We start from the raw sequence: 16,506 nt of genomic DNA, 5'->3' as shown, positions 1-16,506 counted from the left end.
GAGTGTTTCACAAGGGGGTGGTCTGCACCCGGCCCTCCACGAGTGCCGCGAGCAGCGTCGACGCGGCGTCGAGGTCGGGTGCCCGCGAGGCGAGCACGTCGGAGTACAGGAACGCCTCGCCGAGCCGGACAATGGCGTAGCAGAGGCTTTCCAGGCTGACGGCGGGCACGAACCCGCCGTCCTCGACGTCGCGGCGCAGCAACTCGACGTGCGCGGCCATCACCTTCGGCTGCACCCGCCCGTGCGGGTCGGTGAGCACCCGGATCGCCACCGTCGGCTCGTCGTCGAGGAACCGCCGGAACCCCCTGTTGCCCGCTATGGCCGACCGGTACTCCCGCATCACCGCAAGGCACCGCAGCTCCCCTGACGCGTCGCGCACCGCGGCCCCCGCGACGCGTTCCCAGTTCCGGACCGCGGCGACCATGGTGTGATCGGCGAGGTACCAGAGCGCGTCGCCGAGCAACTCCTCCCGGTTGCCCGCGCGGCGGAACAGCGTGCTGCGGGAGATGCCCATCTCGTGGGCGAACGTGCGGGTGTCCATGCGGATACCACGATCGATCCAGTGCGCGGCGGCGCGGACGATCTCCTCGGCGGTGGGGCTCACGATCGCCGATCGTACGTCCGGGCCCGGCACGCCGCCCCGATTCTCACCACGGACCGGCGATTGCACCGATGCGGCACCCGGCACCCGTTTGCCACAGTCGGTCACTATACGTGTTCAATGACGAACGGAGAGGGCACATGCGCAGAGGAACAAAGATCCTGTGTGGACTGTCCGCGGTCGCGGCACTCGCGGTCGCGCCGACGGCACAGGCGGCGGAGAACCCCTACGAGCGGGGCCCGGACCCGACCGAGAACAGCATCGAGGCGTCGCGCGGCTCGTTCGCCGTGTCGCAGACGACGGTGTCGAGCCTCGTCTCCGGTTTCGGCGGCGGGACCATCTACTACCCGACCAGCACCGCGGAAGGCACGTTCGGCGCGGTCGCCATCTCCCCCGGGTTCACCGCGTCCCAGTCGAGCATCTCCTGGCTGGGCCCGCGACTCGCGTCGCAGGGCTTCGTGGTCATCACGATCGACACGAACTCGATCTACGACCAGCCCGCCAGCCGAGGTGACCAGCTGCGTGCCGCATTGTCGTACCTGACGGGTTCCAGCACCGTCCGGAGCCGCATCGACGCCTCCCGCCTCGCGGTGGCAGGCCACTCGATGGGTGGCGGCGGCTCACTGGAGGCGGCGCAGGACCAGCCGTCCCTGCAGGCGGCGATCCCCCTCGCGCCGTGGAACACCCAGAAGAGCTGGTCGTCCCTGCGCGTGCCGACGTTCATCATCGGCGGCGAGTCCGACACCGTGGCCCCCGTGTCCTCGCACTCGGAGCCGTTCTACAACTCCATCCCCGCCTCGGCGGAGAAGGCGTACATGGAACTGAGCAACGCGAGCCACTTCTTCCCGAACACCTCGAACACCACCGTCGCGAAGTACATGATCTCGTGGCTGAAGCGCTTCGTCGACAACGACACCCGCTTCGACCAGTTCCTGTGCCCGGCCCCGAACGACTCGCCGATCGAGGAGTACCGGAACACCTGCCCCCACGCGTGACAAACCCCAGCCCCATGCGATGAAGGACGCCTTCGGTGCGCAACGCACTGAAGGCGTCCTTCATCGCGTCCGCAGGGTGCGATCCCAGTGCCCCGAAAGACGCAGGACGTTGAACCTGGATCCATCGGTTGCGGTTTGCCGCCAGTCAGCGACGTCCGTCGTACCCGCGACCGGCGGCCAGCAACCCGAGCATCAGCTCGAACTTGTCGTGCGCATCGGCAAGACTGCGCCCGGTGATCGACTCGATCTGCTTCATCCGGTAGATCACCGTGTTGCGATGGCAGTAAAGCGACTGCGCGGCATGGGTGGGCGAGCCGTCATGCGCGAGCAGTGCGGCGAGAGTCTCCAGCAAGGTGTCGGCAAGCTGAGGCGGCTGGGAGAGAATCGGCCCGACGGTCTCGGCGACCAGCACGGGCACCACCTCCGGACTGCCGGCGAGCAACACCTCCGGCAACCGGTCGGCGAGGGCGACCAGCCGATGCGCCCCCCGGGGCACGGACTCAGCCGCCCGGGAAGCCAGCTGGTATGCGGTGGCGAACCCGGCCAGCCCGTCGGCACAGGCCGCGACCCCGACCCGCCCTGCCACGCAGGGCCCCAGCTGGTCGACGACATCCCGCACGGTCAGCCCGCCACGCGAGACGAGCCCGAAGTAGTTCCCACCCCGCACGTGCCAGTGCGACACGATCCCGGCCCGCTCCAGCCGGTCCTCCGGCGCCCGCAGCGGCTCGTCGAGTGGATCGGAGAACGGCGCGACCACGCACATGATCGACTCGTCCGCGACGATCCCCAGCTCCTCGCGCGCCTCGCGGGCGAACTCCGGGTCCGCGCCCCGCCCCTCGACCAGCCCGTCGAGGAAGCTCTGCTGCCGCTGCAGGTCACGGCGCTGCAGCCGGGTGGACTCCCGCCGGTAGGACTCGACGAGGATCGCGTTCTGCACGTCGAGCGCGGCCCACAGCTTCTGCCCAGCGAACAGCAGCAGGTGCTCGCCGATCTCGACATCGTGGTCCCAGCCCCGCCGCAGCAGCGCCTCCCACAGCGTGCGCGTACCGAGCGTGTACGCCGACAGCACCCGGTCCATCGGCACGCCCTGTCGTGCGCGGAGCCTGCCGGTCTCCCGCCACACGTCGATCGTGCGCTGCTCAGGGTCGGGCATCCCGGCCATGGTCCGGATGCCGCGGCGGATGTGCTCGCGAGTGCTCGCGCGCAGGTCGGCCTGGCGGTCCGGCCGCTGCTCCGACCAGTACGGATCGCGGGCGAGCAAGGTCAGCGTGATGTCGTCGGCGATGGCATCTGCCTGGCCGAGCAACGAGGCCCACGCCCGTTCGATCTCACGCGCCATCGCGGGTTCGAGGGTGGGCACCCTGGCGGCATCCATGTCCGCAGCGTTGCACGCGATTGCACAGAAAGACCAGACCGACCTGGTGGTTTGGGTCGGCTCGCACCACTGATTTTGTGCTTCGCGCCCATGTTCTCGATCGTGCGGTGCGACCAAAGTAAGCCGCACTGAACCCAGCGTTGGGAGCCGTGCGTGGCAGAGACCGTCCCGTCCTTCGAGATGTCCGGCGTGTCGGTGACCTTCGGCGGGCTGGTCGCACTGTCCGACGTGTCACTGTCCGTCGCGCCCGGCCAGGTACTCGGGGTGATCGGCCCGAACGGGGCAGGCAAGACGACGCTGTTCAACGTGGCCTGCGGGTTCGTGCGGCCGGACACCGGCACGCTCACCTGGCGCGGCACCGAGCTGCGGAAGCTGCGGCCCCACCAGCTCGCCGGGCTCGGCATCGCACGCAGTCTGCAGGAGCTGGGCCTGTTCGACCGGATGACCGTGCTGAACAACGTGCTCGTCGGCGCCGACCGGCACGCGACGACCGGGTTCTGGCCGTCGCTGATCGGCCTGCCGAGGCGGGCGAAGGACGAGCGGGCGCTGACCGGGCGCGCGATGGCGATGCTGGAGGAGTTCGGCATCGCCGACGTCGCGGGGCGGTACCCGGGGAGCCTGCCCTACCCGGTCCGCAAGCGGGTCGCGCTCGCCAGGGCGCTGGTGAGCGAACCCGACCTGCTGCTGCTCGACGAGCCGGCGAGCGGGCTGTCCTCCGCCGAGATGACCGAGATCGGTGACCTGGTGCGGGGCCTGACCGACCGGATGTCGGTGATGTTGGTCGAGCATCACATGGACCTGGTGATGAGCGTGTGCGACCACATCGTGGTGCTGGACTTCGGCCGGGTGATCGCCCGCGGCGCGCCGGACGAGATCCGCGCGGACCCGGCCGTGCAGGCGGCCTACCTCGGTGAGGACGTGGTGACCGGTGCTGACCGTTGAGAACCTGTCCGCGGGCTACGGGCCGGTGCGGGCGCTCGACGAGGTGAGCCTGACCGCCGAGCGTGGCGAGATCACCGCGGTGCTCGGCGCGAACGGCGCGGGCAAGACCACGCTGCTGCGGACCATCTCCGGGCTGGTCAGGTCGCTCGGCGGGACCGTGTCGCTGGACGGCCGCGACCTCACCGGCGTGTCCACCGAGAACCTTCCCGGCCTCGGGCTCGCGCACGTGCCGGAGGGCAGGGGTGTGCTCGCGGAGCTGACCGTGGAGGAGAACCTGCGGCTCGGCGCGCTCGGCTCCGGACGGCGGGCGTCGGCGAGCGACCTGCGGCGGATCTACGAGCTGTTCCCAGTGCTCGCCGAGCGCGCGGGCGGGCTCGCACACGTGCTGTCCGGCGGCGAGCGGCAGATGCTGGTGATCGGCCGCGCGCTGCTGTCACGGCCGAAGGTGCTGCTGCTCGACGAGCCATCGCTCGGCCTCGCGCCCCGGATCGTCGTACAGATCTTCGAACTGCTGCGCGGGCTCGTGCGCGACGACGGCCTGACCGTCGTGCTCGTCGAGCAGAACGCGCGGAGTGCTTTGTCCATCGCGGACCACGGCGTCGTGCTCAACCTCGGCAAGGTGGTGGTGCGTGATGACGCGGCCACCCTCGCCGAGGACGACGGCCTCCGTCACGCCTACCTCGGATTCTGACAGGGGGCCTCGTGCAGCAACTGCTGACCACCGTGCTCACCGGCATAACGCTGGGCGTGGTCTACGCCGCGTTCGCACTGGCGCTGGTGCTGATCTGGCGGGCGACGCGGATCGTGAACTTCGCGCAGGCGCCCATGGCGATGGTCACCACCTACATCGCGCTGGTGCTGATCGACGCCGGTTACTCGTACTGGATCGGGTTCGCCGCCGCCCTGCTGTCGGGCCTCGTGCTCGGCGCGCTGGTGGAACGGTTCGTGGTCCGGTTCGTGTCCGGCAAGGCCGAGGTCAACGCGGTGATCCTCACGCTGGGCCTTTTCATCGTGCTGCACGCGCTGGCGGCCATCGTGTTCGGTTCGCGGTACCGGTCGTTCCCGGCGCCGTTCGGGCTGCGCGGCTTCCAGCTCGGCGACACCACGATCGCGCTGACCGGCTTCGGCGTGTTCACGATCCTCGCGGTCGGCGTGGTGGTGGTCGGGCTGGTGGTGCTGTTCCGCGGCACCGACATCGGCCTGCGGATGCGGGCGTCGGCGTTCAACCAGGAGGTGTCGCGGCTGCTCGGTGTGAAGGTCGGGCGGATGCTGACGCTCGGCTGGGCACTCGCCGCGCTCGTCGGCTCGCTGTCGGGGCTGCTGATCGCGGGCGGCGGCCTCGTCCATCCGTCCTACATGGACGGTGTGGTGGTGTACGGGTTCGTCGCCGCGGTGCTCGGCGGGCTGGACAGCCCGGTCGGTGCCGTGGTCGGCGGACTCCTCCTGGGACTGTCGCTGAGCCTCGTCAGCGGGTACGTCGGGTCCGAGCTGGTGCCGCTCGCCGCGCTGGTGATCCTGATGGCGGTGCTGCTGTTGAAACCCGGCGGCCTGTTCGCGAGCGTCCGTGAGCGGAGGGTCTGACATGGTCCGCAGGCATCTGCTCCTGGCACTCGGCGCGCTGGTGGTCGTCGTGCTCGTGCTGGAGAACACCAGCCAGTTCCGCAACGCGCAGTTCGGCGCCATGGCCTACTACGCGATCGCGGCAGCGGGCCTGACCGTCCTCACCGGACTGAACGGCCAGCTCTCACTCGGGCACGGCGCGCTGATGGCGGTGGGCGCGTACACGACCGCGCTCATGCTGCAGTCCCGGGAAGACACGTTGCCGCTGCTGGTGATCCTGGCGCTCGCGGTCGTGGTGACGCTGGTGGTCGGGGCGATCGTGGGGGTCGCCGCCGCCCGGTTGCACGGGCCGTACCTGGCCGGTGCGACGCTCGCGCTCGCCGTCGCCATACCGGGCATCCCGCTGTACTTCGGCGAGTGGCTCGGCGGCGAGCAGGGGCTCAACGTGCGGCTGCCGGAGATCCCGGTGTGGCTCGCGGACGGGGCGTACTTCGTCACCGGCCAGGAGCTGACGCAGATCCGCTACCTCGCCTACCTCGGCTGGCTCGCGGTGATCGTGGTGTTCGTACTGCTCGCGAACCTGTCGCGGAGCCGGATCGGCCGCAACTGGCAGGCGGTCCGGGACGACGAGGTGGCGGCCGAGCTGGCCGGTATCAACCTGGGCCGCGCGCGGGTGCAGGCGTTCGTGGTGAGCGCGGGCTGCGCGGGGCTCGCGGGTGGACTGCTGGCGTTGTCGGCGCGGCTGGCCGCGCCGAGCGGGTTCACGTTGACGCTGTCGCTACTGCTGTTGTCGGCGGTGGTGCTCGGTGGTTTGGGAAGTCTTGTCGGGGCGCTGGTCGGGGCGGCGCTGCTGACGTTCCTGCCGCAGGTGGTGACCGGGGCCGGAACCGACCTCGGCTTCACCGACGTGCAGGCCGCGCAGCTGGCGCCGTTGATCTACGGCCTGGTCACCGTCCTGGTCGTGCTGCTCGCACCGGCCGGCCTCGCCGGCGGGCTGCGGAAACTCATTCACTGGAGGCGAAGTTCATGAAGCGCTGGTACAAGGGCACGGCGTTGCTCCTGGCCGCGGCGGTCACGGCCGCGTGCGGCGCGGGCGGCCGGCCCGAGAGCGAGGAGAAGGGCTCGACCGTCGGGATCACCGACACGACGATCAAGATCGGCGCGCACTTCCCGCTGACCGGCGTCGCGGCGCCCGGCTACAGCGAGATCCCGAGCGGCCACCAGGCCTACTACGACTACGTGAACGCGAACGGCGGCATCAACGGCCGCAAGATCGAGTTCGTGGTCAAGGACGACGCCTACAACCCGACGAACACCAGCCAGGTCACCAACGAGCTGGTGCTGAACGAAGAGATCTTCGCGATGGTCGGCGGCCTCGGCACCCCGACGCACAGCGCCGTGGTGGACTACCTCAACGAGGCGAAGGTCCCGGACCTGTTCGTGTCGTCGGGATCGCTGCAGTGGGGCGACTGGCCGAAGGAGAAGCCGTTCACGTTCGGCTGGCAGCCGGACTACGAGATCGAGGGCAAGATCATCGGCGACTGGGTGAAGAAGAACATGCCCGACGCCAAGGTCGGCCTGTTCCTCCAGGACGACGACTTCGGCCGCGACGGCGAGAAGGGCGCGCGCAGGTACCTGGACGACCAGATCGTGGCGGTCGCCAAGTACACGCCGGGCAACACCGACGTCGCGCCGCAGATGGCGCAGCTACAGGCCGCGGGCGTGGACCTGGTGCTGGGCTTCAACGTCCCGTCGTACACGGCGCTGAGCCAGCTGGTGTCGCTGCGGATCGGCTTCAAGCCGAAGTGGTTCTACAGCAGCGTTGGCTCGGACCCGGCACTGGTCGGCTCGCTGCTCGCCCGGTTCTCGGAGGGCAAGGTCACCGACGGCGCGTCGATGCTGAACGGCGTGATGACCACGGAGTACCTGAAGGGCGTCGACGCACCGGACGACCCGTGGATGAAGCTGTGGCAGAAGGTGTGGGACGAGCACGGCGCCGACGGTGAGCTGACGAACTACCGCGTGTACGGCCTCGCGCAGGCATACACGTTCGTGCAGGCACTGCAGGCGGCGGGCGAGAACCCGACCCGGGAGGGCATCGTCGAGGCGATCGAGAAGTCGGGCAAGTCGTTCGAGGGCCCCGGAGTCGCCCCGTTCCGCTACACCGGTGACAGTCACCTCGGCATCTCGGGTGTGTCGGTCGTCGAGATCCGGGACGGCGTCGGCGAGGACCTCACCCCGGTCCTGGTGACCGACCTCGGCGACGCCCCGATCAAGGAAGACGACTCGGCGGCGAACGACTCCCCGCCGTCGAACGGCATTCCGGACGTGAAACCCGCGGAGTAACCGGGAAGTACCCCGACCGGCGGCGTCGGCACGCGCACTCAGCGTGTTGCCACGCCGCCGGTCGTCGTAGTATCACTTGGTGACACGGGCACTCGATCGGGTCCCGTGCAAGAAAAACAGCCGGCCGTCGACCTGACACCCTGACTACGGCTTGGCGCCGAACGTGTGAGGGCACGGCGCACGAACGGGGGAATGCCTCCCCCACCCTGACGTCCGCAAGCGGTAAGTCCGACTGGCGAACCGTCGCCGTTAACGCGGTTTGACCGGGTTCACGGGCGCACTTTTAATGTGCGTCGTGATCGCTACCCGACGTACATTTCGAGGCAGTACATTCCGTCCAAACGGTGAAAGACGAACTCGATCGATGTCGTTCGCCCGCGGGACGGTGGCTCGCGCCGCTAATCTCGATTCCAAGCCAGACGCGGCCTTCCACATCCGTGCGAAGGATCGGCTCCCCGGCCAGACCCCGGGTGGCGGCTTCGGCCGCCACGACCCGAGGCACGCACCCAGAACAACGCGCCCCGGCGCGGGCTGCGACGGAAACGGGAGAGCATCTGCATGATCCCCTCACCCTCGGGGCAGGTCCGTGTGATGGACCCGCAGGGCAAGGTCACCGAGAGGGTGATCTCACGAGCGATCGGCGAGCATCTGCGCCGTGCCCGCGAAGCGAACGGCTGGTCACGCGGGCGCCTCGTCGCCCTGTTGCCGTCTGGCATCGGCGACCGGACGCTGCTCTCCTACGAACACGGCACCCGTCACCTCACGCTGCTCCGCTTCATCGAACTGAGCACGGCCCTCGGCGTCGCTGCGCCGACGCTGCTGAACCAGGCACTGCAACGCGCAGGCATCCACCTCCAGAACCTCGTCATGCAGATAGACCTGCACCAGTTGCTGAACAAGAGAGACGACAGATTCCTGCCGATGATCCAGTGGGCACACAACAAACTGATCGAGTATCCCGGTGGCATCGTGGAACTGCCGCCGTCGTCAGTGCGCGAACTCGCCACGTTCCTCGGCTGCTCCTACCACGAGCTGGCCGGGTACCTGGCCGGGTTCATCCCCGAGCACCCGGCCGACAACGGCTCCGACGATCAGCCGTCGGCATGACCGTTGAACGTGTGCGGGACCGGCGGCAGCGAACGCTCGATGCCGCCGGGCGCAAGGGATCCGGCACGCGCTGGTGGCACCGTGCCACCGACGCGGCCGAGGTCCATCTTGCCGCGCAGCCGAGCCGTCATGGCCGAGAGTCCCGCGAAGCCGTACAGGTCCGCGGCCTCCCGCCACGTCACGACCGCCTCGTGCGGCTCGCCGCTGTGGTGCAGGGCATCGCCGAGCGCCTCCACCACGCCTGCCTGTGCCGCGAGATCCTGTGTGCCCTGCAGGGTCGCCACCCCGCGCCGCGCGTACGACACCGCGTCGTCGAACAGCCGGCACTCGCGACCGAGCTCCGCCATCGCGACGCAGATCCGTGCCGCCGCCTGCAGGTCCGGGATCTCCTCCGCGACGGCCAGCGCGTCCTCGCAGTGCGTGAGAGCGGCACGGTGGTCTCCCAACTCGCGATGGACCGCGGCCAGCTCGACGAGGCTCGCGACCTCGGCGGCACGCGCACCGTCCTGGCGGGCGAGCGTTCTCGCGCGCCGCAGGTGGACGAGCGCGTCCTCAAGGCGCTCACCGGCATGCAAGGCCTGACCCATGCGGCAGTGCAGCCACGCGAGGTCGCCGACCGCGCCGAGCCGTTCCGCGATCACCGCGGCGCGGTGGCACAGGGTGTAGGCCTCCGCCGTGTCGCCGCGCGACGCAGCCAGCCGACCCAGCCGGTCGGCCACGGAGACATGGAGATGATCGTCGAGCGGCATGCGGAGCGCGGCCTCGAGGCACCGCCTGGCCGCGTCCTGGTGCCCGGCCATCAGGTGGGCGACGCCGAGGTGATGCAGCGCGGGGGCCTCGTCCGCGCCGACCGCTCGTACCGCCTCGAGCGCGAACGCGCGGATCTCGGTGCTATCGGCGCCGCCGCCGAACCACTCGACGAGCCGCGCGAGCGGATCGGCCAGAAGCCACGTCTGCACGTGACATCCCGCGTCGTACGCCTGCCGCACCACGGCGGGCAGCGCGAGGCGTTCCCTGGTGAACCACGCGATCGCCTCCTCGGCGTCCGCGAACCGGGCGGCGCCGTCGCCTGCCTGGTCGGGCGCGGGCTCGGCACCGGTGCACACCATCCGGGCCGCGCGCGTCGTCAGGCCGATGAAGTGGTCCAGCAGACGCACATGGGCGGCACGCCGGTCGTCCTCCGGCTCGTCGCGTTCGAGGCAGCGCGCCGCGAACTCCCGCAGCACCTCGTGCCTGCCGAACCGGTCAAGGCTCTCCGTCGGCCGGATCAGACGGGCGGCCATCAGGTGCGTGATGCTCACCAACGTCTCCGCCGTCGTCCGCCCGTCGCACGCACAGGCCGCCTCGATCGCGATGTCGGTGCCCGGGTGCAGGGCGAGCAGGCGGAACAGCCGCCGCTCCGGTGCCGCCAGCGAGTGGTAGGCCCAGGTGAGACACGACTCGCCGGGCGAGGTCCGCTGGCCGTGCTCACCAACCACCGCGAGCCTGCGTCTCCGGTCCATCCGCGCGGTCAGTTCGTCGAGCTGTGTCGACGGCGCACCCGTCAACTGACCGGCGAGCACATCGAGCAGCAGTGGAAGTCCACCGCACAGCGCACCGAGACCCGTCGTGTTCCGCACCCGGCCGGGCGCACGCAGGGACAGCAGCGCGATCCCACAATCGTCGCTCATCGGTGGCACGGCGACCCTGCGCACGTCCACGCCCGGCAGCGAGAGGCGCTGACGACCGGTGACGACCAGGAAGCACGACGGCATGAGCTCGATCAACCGCCGGACCTGACCTGCGTCGCGGACGTCGTCCAGCACGACGAGCATGCGACGGCCGGCCGTCAGCAGTGCGAGCAGCCGCTCCCGCTTCCGCCGGGACAGGGTCTGTTCCGGCGGCTGCCCGACCGCCGTGAGGATGTCGTCGACCGCCGACCCGCCGCGCACGTCGACGAACAGATCGCCGTCCGTGAACCGGTTGCGGACCCGGTGCGCCCAGTGCACGGCGAGCGCGGTCTTGCCCACCCCACCAGGCCCTTCCAGAACCACCACCCCGGACCGGCGCGCCGCCGCGTCGTCCAGCACGACGAGTTCCGCGCGACGACCGACGAAGTCGGGGACCTCCGATGGCAGGCCGCGCGGCACCATCGTCGGCTGCGGCACCGCCGGTGCGGGTTGCGCGGCGGCCAACGCGAGGTGGTGGCGCCGCAGCTGCCGGGCGGCCCGGCCGTCGCCCTCCGCGCGGAGCCGGTGCCAGGCGCGGAGGAAGAACCTGGTGGCCTCCGCGAGCCGGTGCCTCCGGTACAGCCCGGTGAGCGTCAGGTGCACGAGATGCTCGTCGTTCGGGAAGTCGTTGAGCAGTTCGTCCAGCGCGGCGAGTGCCTCCTCGTACTGGCCGAGGTCGAACAGGGCACGCACCCGCATCGTGTGCGCGCCGAGCCACTCCTCGTGCAACACGCGGTCGCGCCAGGCCAGCGCGGGTTCGGTGGTGAGGTCGGCGAGCGGGAGCCCGCGCCAGAGCCACAGCGCACCCTCGACGAGGTCAACCACCCGACGGGGATCCTCGGCCGTGAGCGTGCGCGCCTCGGCCAGAAGCTCACGGAACAGGTGGAAATCGACCCGCGCCGGCTCCACCACGAGACGGTAACCGTCACCCTCGGCCCGCAACGCCGGCGGCGCGGGCAACCGTGCCAACGTGCGCCGAACCCTGGCGACATAGGTCTCGAAGATCTGCCGAGGCTGCAGCGATACGGGCTTGTCAGCGGGCCACACCCACCGCGCCAGCTCCTCGACCGGCACGACCTCATTGGCATGAACAAGAAGCGTGGCGAGCACAGCCCGCTCACGGGGCCTGCCCCAACTGTCGTCCGGACCACCGTCCAGCAACAACGCGGTCGTACCAAGAATCCCCAGCATGGCGATCCCACCCAATTTTGACGGCCGGTACCGAACAGCGGTAATTCGGCTCGAATATTACTTATCCACGGAGATCAGCGACGGTACGTAACGGAATTGTTGCTCATCGTCAATTGCCGCACGCGGGAATGCCAAAACGACGATTCACGCGCAAATGCCCCCAGCGATCCGATAGACAGGTCCGGAAGTACGTACTAATCTCGAACTTTACTATGAAGTACGTACACGATGACGACGGGCTCTACGATCCGGATGCCCGGGCCGCCTTGGGGCGGTTCGCCGGTGACGGGGATGCCGGGCTCTTCGAGGCGGCGGCCGCGGTGCGGGCCGCGGCGCACGCGGTCGGCCGGTTGCTGGCCGCCGGGTCGGCGCGGCGGGCGCTCAGTGCCGGGGCCGTGGACCTGTTGCTGCGACTCAGCGACGGGGAGCCCGCCGGAGTCGGGGAGCTGGCCAGGTCCGCCGGGGTGAGTTCGCGGAATGTGACCGGGTTGGCCGACACGCTCGAGCGGGCCGGGATGGTCACGCGGGCGCCCGATCCGGCGGACCGGCGTGCCGTGCTCGTGTCGATCACCGAGGCGGGGCGGCGCTGGGTGACGGACTTCCGGAAGCCGGCACAACTCGCGATGGCGGCGGTCTTTCACGGGTTCGACGCCGAGGATGTGGCTCGGCTGCGGGATCTTTGCCTCCGCCTCGTCGTCAACCAGCGCGAGAACACTTGACGTAGTGCAGGCTGATCATCTCGCGAACTTTCGACTGACCGACGGAAGGATCACGGCCAACCGGCCGATCTTCGACGCCTCCGCGTGGCGGACGCCATCTCTGTCCACTTCGGACTGATCGACTCCTCGCGAACCCGGTGGCGAGGACGACACCCCGATGTGGCAACGTTGTCATGCCTCTGGGGAAGGGAAATCCGTGTCCGGGCTGCTGGCCAGCGTCGACCTCGGCGTCTACGCCATGGAGGGTACCGCCGTCGGCGGGTCAGACGGCGCACGCGACGCGGTACTGCTTGACCGGATGCGCGCGTGGGCGGGAATTCCCCAGCCGGTGGCGACTGTTGGCGGACCAGCACGTCGAGCCGGCCGGGACGGGCCATGGACAGTAAGCACACCGGCGGTGGAGGCACGGCACGATCACCTGGTTGCCGCAGGCGCCGAGGGCGCGCGTGAGCCCGCGGATGTGATGGACTCTGGGGAAACGGCAGAGGCGGTGGTGACGGTGTCCGAGCGTCGGAGCGGGGGCTGCCGGCAGGCGCCGAGGAGGGCGTGCGTAGCGATGTGCTGATCCGCGACGATCTTCTCGCCGACCGACACGACGCGATCTACCGGGGTGGCTTCCAGCCCCGGGTACGGGAGGTGGCATGACAAGCCTGACCGAGTTGGCGCGGCCGTCCGGTGGCCTGGCCATGGTGGCGATGGACCAGCGGGAGAGCTTGCGCGCGATGCTCGGCACGCACACCCCCGCGCCGGTGCCCGACAGCGACCTGACGAAGTTCAAGATCGCGGTGGCCAGAGAACTGGGAGCGCACGCGAGCGGGTTCCTGATCGACCGGAACCTCGGCTTCGACGAGGTGCTCGCGGAGCGGCTGCTGCCGCCGTCGTGCGGGCTGATCCTCGCCGCGGACCGGCTCAGGCACCCGCCGGAGGGCGGGCCCGTGGTGGAGACGTCGTTCGACGAGGCGATCAACCCGGTGCACGTCCGCGAGCGCGGCGTGGTCGCGATGAAGCTGCTGCTGGTGTGGCGGCCGGACGAGCACCGGGACACGCGGCTCGCGATGGCGGAGGAGTTCGTGCGGCGCTGCGCGGGCGCCGGGCTGCTGTCGATCCTCGAGGGTGTGGTGCGGCCGACCTCGGACGACAACTTCGACCAGTTACAACTGGCGGCCGCCGCCGAGCTCGGGGCGCTGCGGCCGTCGCTGTACAAGGCGCAGGTGCCACGGCGCGGCGTCGACGAGCGCAAGGTCGCCAGGGTGTGCGAACGGATCTCCGCGACGCTGCCGGTGCCGTGGGTGGTGGTGTCGCAGGGGGTGACGATCGAGGATTTCCCCAACGCGGTACGCACGGCGTGCAACGCGGGTGCGTCCGGCTTCCTCGCGGGCCGTGCCATCTGGAGCGACACGCTCACCGACCCGACGCCGCTGCTGCGGTTACGGGCGGTCGACCGGCTCAAGCGGCTCGCCGAGGTGGTCGACAGCTCGGCGCGGCCATGGCAGGAGGCCGCTGCGTGAGCCATGTCGACGGGGTACCTCGGCGGGTGACCATCGGTGATGTCGCGCTTGCCGCCGGGGTGTCGCCGTCGACCGCGTCGCGACCCCGCGTCGCGGGCCGCAGGCTCACCCGGCGCGCGAGCACCTGCCCCTCGTCGGCCGGTCCCGCATCCGTTGCACCGCAACGTGTTCGTCGGTAGGCAGCACTGCCGGACCCGCGCTGAGTGTCACGGTGTGGTGCCGTAGCGGGCGAGTACTCGCGCCCGCAGCTCCGGGTCGGACCGTGGCACGGGCTCGAGGAAGACCTCGTCGAGATCGGGGAACCGCTCGTGCAGTTCCCCGGCGATCCGCACACACACGATCTCGAGGTCGGCCGACGTGAGGTCGTCCACGAAGTCCACGCGTGCGCACAGCAGCACCTGGTCCGTGCCGGTGACCATCGTGAGCAGGTCCACGACCACCTCGACCTCGGGTGTGTCCGCCAGCATCTCGCGCGCCCCGCGCACGATCGCCGGGTCCGCCTGCCTGCCGATCAGCAGTCCCATGTTGGTGCGCCCGAGCAGGTACGCGACCCCGGCCAGCAGCACCCCGATCAGCACGGAAGCGAGACCGTCCCACACGGACGATCCCGTCACGTCGTGCATGGCGAGGCCACCGAACGCGAGCAGGATGCCCACCAGCGCGGCACTGTCCTCGAAGAACACGGTCTTGACCGTCGGGTCGTCGATCAGGTTCAGGTACTGCCGCACGGTCCGTTTCTCCGCCGCGGCCTCCCCGCGCAGCTGCCGCGCCGCCCGCAGCCACGAGACGCCTTCCAGCACGAACGCGAGCGCCAGCACGATGTAGCCGACCAGCGGGTTCGTCTGCTCCTCCGGTTCGCCGAACACGGTGCGGAACCCCTCGTAGAACGCGAACAGCGCGCCGGACGTGAAGATCGACACCGCGGCCATCAGCGACCAGAAGTACCGCTCCTTGCCGTACCCGAACGGGTGCGCACGGTCGGCCGGTTTGCTCGACCGGCGGAGCGCGGTCAGCAGCAGCCCCTCGGTGAACGTGTCCGCGATCGAGTGCCCCGCCTCCGCGAGCATCGCGGCCGACCCGGTGATCACACCAGCGATCAGCTTCAGCACCGCGATCGCGAAGTTCGCGCCCAGCGCCACGAGCACGGTCAACGTGCTCTCGGACTTCTCCCGCTCCACCACGACGTTGACACTAGGCCTGTCCGAGGATCTTTGTGCGAGGGTCCTGGCCTGACCAACAGGGACCTCAGGGGAACGTGACGGCACCCAACCACCAACCACAGGCGTCGCTGGGTCGAGACCAACACTTTGAATGTCGGGGAGGCGGACGACATACTGCACGGCGTGGCGCGGGTTTCGGTGCCGGAACTTGTCGGGCGGCGAGCTGAGCTCACCGCCCTCGCGGCATGCGAATCCACTTCGGACACCAGGCTGGTGCTCGTCGACGGCGACGCCGGGGTCGGCAAGACGCGACTGGTCCGGACGTTCGCGCTGCGCTCCGGCGCGACCGTGCTGACCGGCGGTTGCCTGCAGTTCGAGGCGGACATCCCGTACGCGCCGTTCGTCGAGGCGCTCCCCCACCTGTTCACCGGCGCGCTGAGCGCCGCCGCGGGCGACCGCGCCGCCGAGTACCGCCGGATCGCCGACGCGGTCCGCGCGGCTGGCGAGCGCGTGGTGCTGGTGATCGAGGACCTGCACTGGGCCGACGCCGCCACCCGTGACCTGCTGTTGTTCCTGCACCGGGCGCTGGCGACCGCGCCCGTGCTGCTCATCGTCACCTGCCGGGCCGACGAGGTGCCCGCGCACCACCCGGTCGCGGCGCTGGTCGCGGAGCTGTCCCGCGCACCGCACACCACCCGCATCCACCTGCCGCCGCTGGACCGCGCCGGGGTGACCGCGCTCGCGGCCGGCGTCCTCGGCACGACGCCACCGGCCGAGCTGGTCGACACGCTCCTTGCCCGCGCGGAGGGCAACCCGTTCTTCACCGAGGAGCTGCTGGCCGCGGGCAACACCGTGCCACGCACGGTCCGCGAGATCATCGTGACCCGCATGGCCAGGCTCTCCGCACCCGCGCAGCGGCTGGCGCGGCTCGCGTCCGTGGTCGGCAGGACGGTGCCGCACGACCTGCTCGCGGCGCTGGTCCCGCCGGACGACCTGGACGTCGGGGTCCGCGAGCTGGTCGACCACGGCCAGCTCGTGATCGTCGAACCGGACGCCTACGCGTTCCGGCACGCGCTGATCCACGAGGCGCTGTACCGGGAGCTGCTGCCGGGCGAGCGGCGGCAGGCACACGCGGCGGTCGCCATCGGCCTCACCGCACACCCCGAGCTGGCCGTCTCCCAGGCCGCCGAGCTGGCACACCACTGGGACGCGGCGGGTGAGGTGCGGCCTGCGCTCGCCTCGGCGGTCCTGGCGGCCACCGGCGCGACCGACGGGCACGCGCCCGCCGCGGCC

Annotated in this window: 14 protein-coding genes; 10 read left to right on the top strand and 4 right to left on the bottom strand. The window is 70.3% G+C overall.

The window, feature by feature from the left end; translation table 11 throughout:
* Window positions 1-7: 7 nt before the first annotated feature.
* Window positions 8-604 carry a QsdR family transcriptional regulator gene (locus WBA97_RS03525; protein ID WP_424229201.1) on the bottom strand — a complete coding sequence of 199 codons (597 nt, stop codon included), beginning with the start codon at window positions 602-604 and terminating at the stop codon, window positions 8-10.
* A gap of 137 nt (window positions 605-741) precedes the next feature.
* Between WBA97_RS03525 and WBA97_RS03520 the strand changes: the two genes are divergently transcribed.
* Window positions 742-1,596: an alpha/beta hydrolase family protein gene (locus WBA97_RS03520; RefSeq protein ID WP_424229200.1), complete on the top strand. Its 855-nt coding sequence runs from the start codon at window positions 742-744 to the stop codon at window positions 1,594-1,596.
* 145 nt (window positions 1,597-1,741) lie between these two features.
* On the opposite strand, the gene WBA97_RS03515 is transcribed toward WBA97_RS03520, so the two are convergent.
* The gene (locus tag WBA97_RS03515; RefSeq protein WP_424229199.1) at window positions 1,742-2,971 is read right to left on the bottom strand and encodes a PucR family transcriptional regulator; all 1,230 of its coding nucleotides are present in this window, start codon (window positions 2,969-2,971) and stop codon (window positions 1,742-1,744) included.
* A 180-nt stretch (window positions 2,972-3,151) separates the two neighbouring features.
* Between WBA97_RS03515 and WBA97_RS03510 the strand changes: the two genes are divergently transcribed.
* The 6 genes from WBA97_RS03510 (at window position 3,152) to WBA97_RS03485 (ending at window position 8,926) form a co-directional block, all read left to right on the top strand.
* Window positions 3,152-3,913, top strand: coding sequence for an ABC transporter ATP-binding protein (locus tag WBA97_RS03510; RefSeq protein ID WP_424229210.1), 762 nt, complete (start codon window positions 3,152-3,154; stop codon window positions 3,911-3,913).
* Entirely contained in the window at window positions 3,900-4,604 is a 705-nt protein-coding gene (locus WBA97_RS03505; RefSeq protein WP_424229198.1) for an ABC transporter ATP-binding protein, read from the top strand. The genes WBA97_RS03510 and WBA97_RS03505 overlap by 14 nt, the downstream gene beginning before the upstream one ends.
* An 11-nt stretch (window positions 4,605-4,615) precedes the next feature.
* Window positions 4,616-5,494 (top strand): branched-chain amino acid ABC transporter permease, encoded by an 879-nt coding sequence (locus WBA97_RS03500; protein ID WP_424229197.1) that lies wholly within the window; start codon window positions 4,616-4,618, stop codon window positions 5,492-5,494.
* A gap of 1 nt (window position 5,495) precedes the next feature.
* On the top strand, window positions 5,496-6,503 hold the full coding sequence (locus WBA97_RS03495; RefSeq protein ID WP_424229196.1) for a branched-chain amino acid ABC transporter permease: 1,008 nt from the start codon (window positions 5,496-5,498) through the stop codon (window positions 6,501-6,503).
* Complete coding sequence (locus tag WBA97_RS03490) at window positions 6,500-7,819, top strand: ABC transporter substrate-binding protein (protein ID WP_424229195.1); 1,320 nt, start codon at window positions 6,500-6,502, stop codon at window positions 7,817-7,819. The genes WBA97_RS03495 and WBA97_RS03490 overlap by 4 nt, the downstream gene beginning before the upstream one ends.
* Before the next feature lie 558 nt (window positions 7,820-8,377).
* Window positions 8,378-8,926 carry a helix-turn-helix domain-containing protein gene (locus tag WBA97_RS03485; protein WP_424229194.1) on the top strand — a complete coding sequence of 183 codons (549 nt, stop codon included), beginning with the start codon at window positions 8,378-8,380 and terminating at the stop codon, window positions 8,924-8,926.
* On the opposite strand, the gene WBA97_RS03480 is transcribed toward WBA97_RS03485, so the two are convergent.
* Window positions 8,911-11,826 carry a BTAD domain-containing putative transcriptional regulator gene (locus WBA97_RS03480; RefSeq protein ID WP_424229193.1) on the bottom strand — a complete coding sequence of 972 codons (2,916 nt, stop codon included), beginning with the start codon at window positions 11,824-11,826 and terminating at the stop codon, window positions 8,911-8,913. The genes WBA97_RS03485 and WBA97_RS03480 overlap by 16 nt on opposite strands.
* A 212-nt stretch (window positions 11,827-12,038) precedes the next feature.
* Here WBA97_RS03480 and WBA97_RS03475 point away from each other — a divergent pair, with 212 nt between their 5' ends.
* Together WBA97_RS03475 and WBA97_RS03470 are read left to right on the top strand one after the other, a co-directional pair.
* Entirely contained in the window at window positions 12,039-12,545 is a 507-nt protein-coding gene (locus WBA97_RS03475; RefSeq protein WP_424229192.1) for a MarR family winged helix-turn-helix transcriptional regulator, read from the top strand.
* A gap of 641 nt (window positions 12,546-13,186) precedes the next feature.
* The gene (locus WBA97_RS03470) at window positions 13,187-14,053 is read left to right on the top strand and encodes a hypothetical protein (RefSeq protein WP_424229191.1); all 867 of its coding nucleotides are present in this window, start codon (window positions 13,187-13,189) and stop codon (window positions 14,051-14,053) included.
* A gap of 206 nt (window positions 14,054-14,259) precedes the next feature.
* On the opposite strand, the gene WBA97_RS03465 is transcribed toward WBA97_RS03470, so the two are convergent.
* Window positions 14,260-15,234, bottom strand: a complete 975-nt coding sequence (locus WBA97_RS03465) for a cation diffusion facilitator family transporter (protein WP_424229190.1) — start codon at window positions 15,232-15,234, stop codon at window positions 14,260-14,262.
* A gap of 162 nt (window positions 15,235-15,396) precedes the next feature.
* Between WBA97_RS03465 and WBA97_RS03460 the strand changes: the two genes are divergently transcribed.
* Window positions 15,397-16,506 (top strand): ATP-binding protein (locus WBA97_RS03460; RefSeq protein WP_424229189.1); only part of this gene is annotated, 1,110 nt, incomplete at its 3' end.

The organism is Actinophytocola sp. (assembly GCF_049647105.1).
Classification (GTDB): Bacteria; Actinomycetota; Actinomycetes; order Mycobacteriales; family Pseudonocardiaceae; genus Actinophytocola.
This window is presented reverse-complemented; position numbering and strand designations above follow the sequence as displayed.

What these genes read in the sequence shown, in the direction of transcription:
- WBA97_RS03520 (WP_424229200.1), top strand. Translation starts at nt 742, where the DNA reads ATGCGCAGAGGAACAAAGATCCTGTGTGGACTGTCCGCGGTCGCGGCA.
- WBA97_RS03515 (WP_424229199.1), bottom strand. Translation starts at nt 2,971, where the DNA reads ATGGATGCCGCCAGGGTGCCCACCCTCGAACCCGCGATGGCGCGTGAG.
- WBA97_RS03510 (WP_424229210.1), top strand. Translation starts at nt 3,152, where the DNA reads ATGTCCGGCGTGTCGGTGACCTTCGGCGGGCTGGTCGCACTGTCCGAC.
- WBA97_RS03495 (WP_424229196.1), top strand. Translation starts at nt 5,496, where the DNA reads ATGGTCCGCAGGCATCTGCTCCTGGCACTCGGCGCGCTGGTGGTCGTC.
- WBA97_RS03490 (WP_424229195.1), top strand. Translation starts at nt 6,500, where the DNA reads ATGAAGCGCTGGTACAAGGGCACGGCGTTGCTCCTGGCCGCGGCGGTC.
- WBA97_RS03485 (WP_424229194.1), top strand. Translation starts at nt 8,378, where the DNA reads ATGATCCCCTCACCCTCGGGGCAGGTCCGTGTGATGGACCCGCAGGGC.
- WBA97_RS03480 (WP_424229193.1), bottom strand. Translation starts at nt 11,826, where the DNA reads ATGCTGGGGATTCTTGGTACGACCGCGTTGTTGCTGGACGGTGGTCCG.
- WBA97_RS03475 (WP_424229192.1), top strand. Translation starts at nt 12,039, where the DNA reads ATGAAGTACGTACACGATGACGACGGGCTCTACGATCCGGATGCCCGG.
- WBA97_RS03470 (WP_424229191.1), top strand. Translation starts at nt 13,187, where the DNA reads ATGACAAGCCTGACCGAGTTGGCGCGGCCGTCCGGTGGCCTGGCCATG.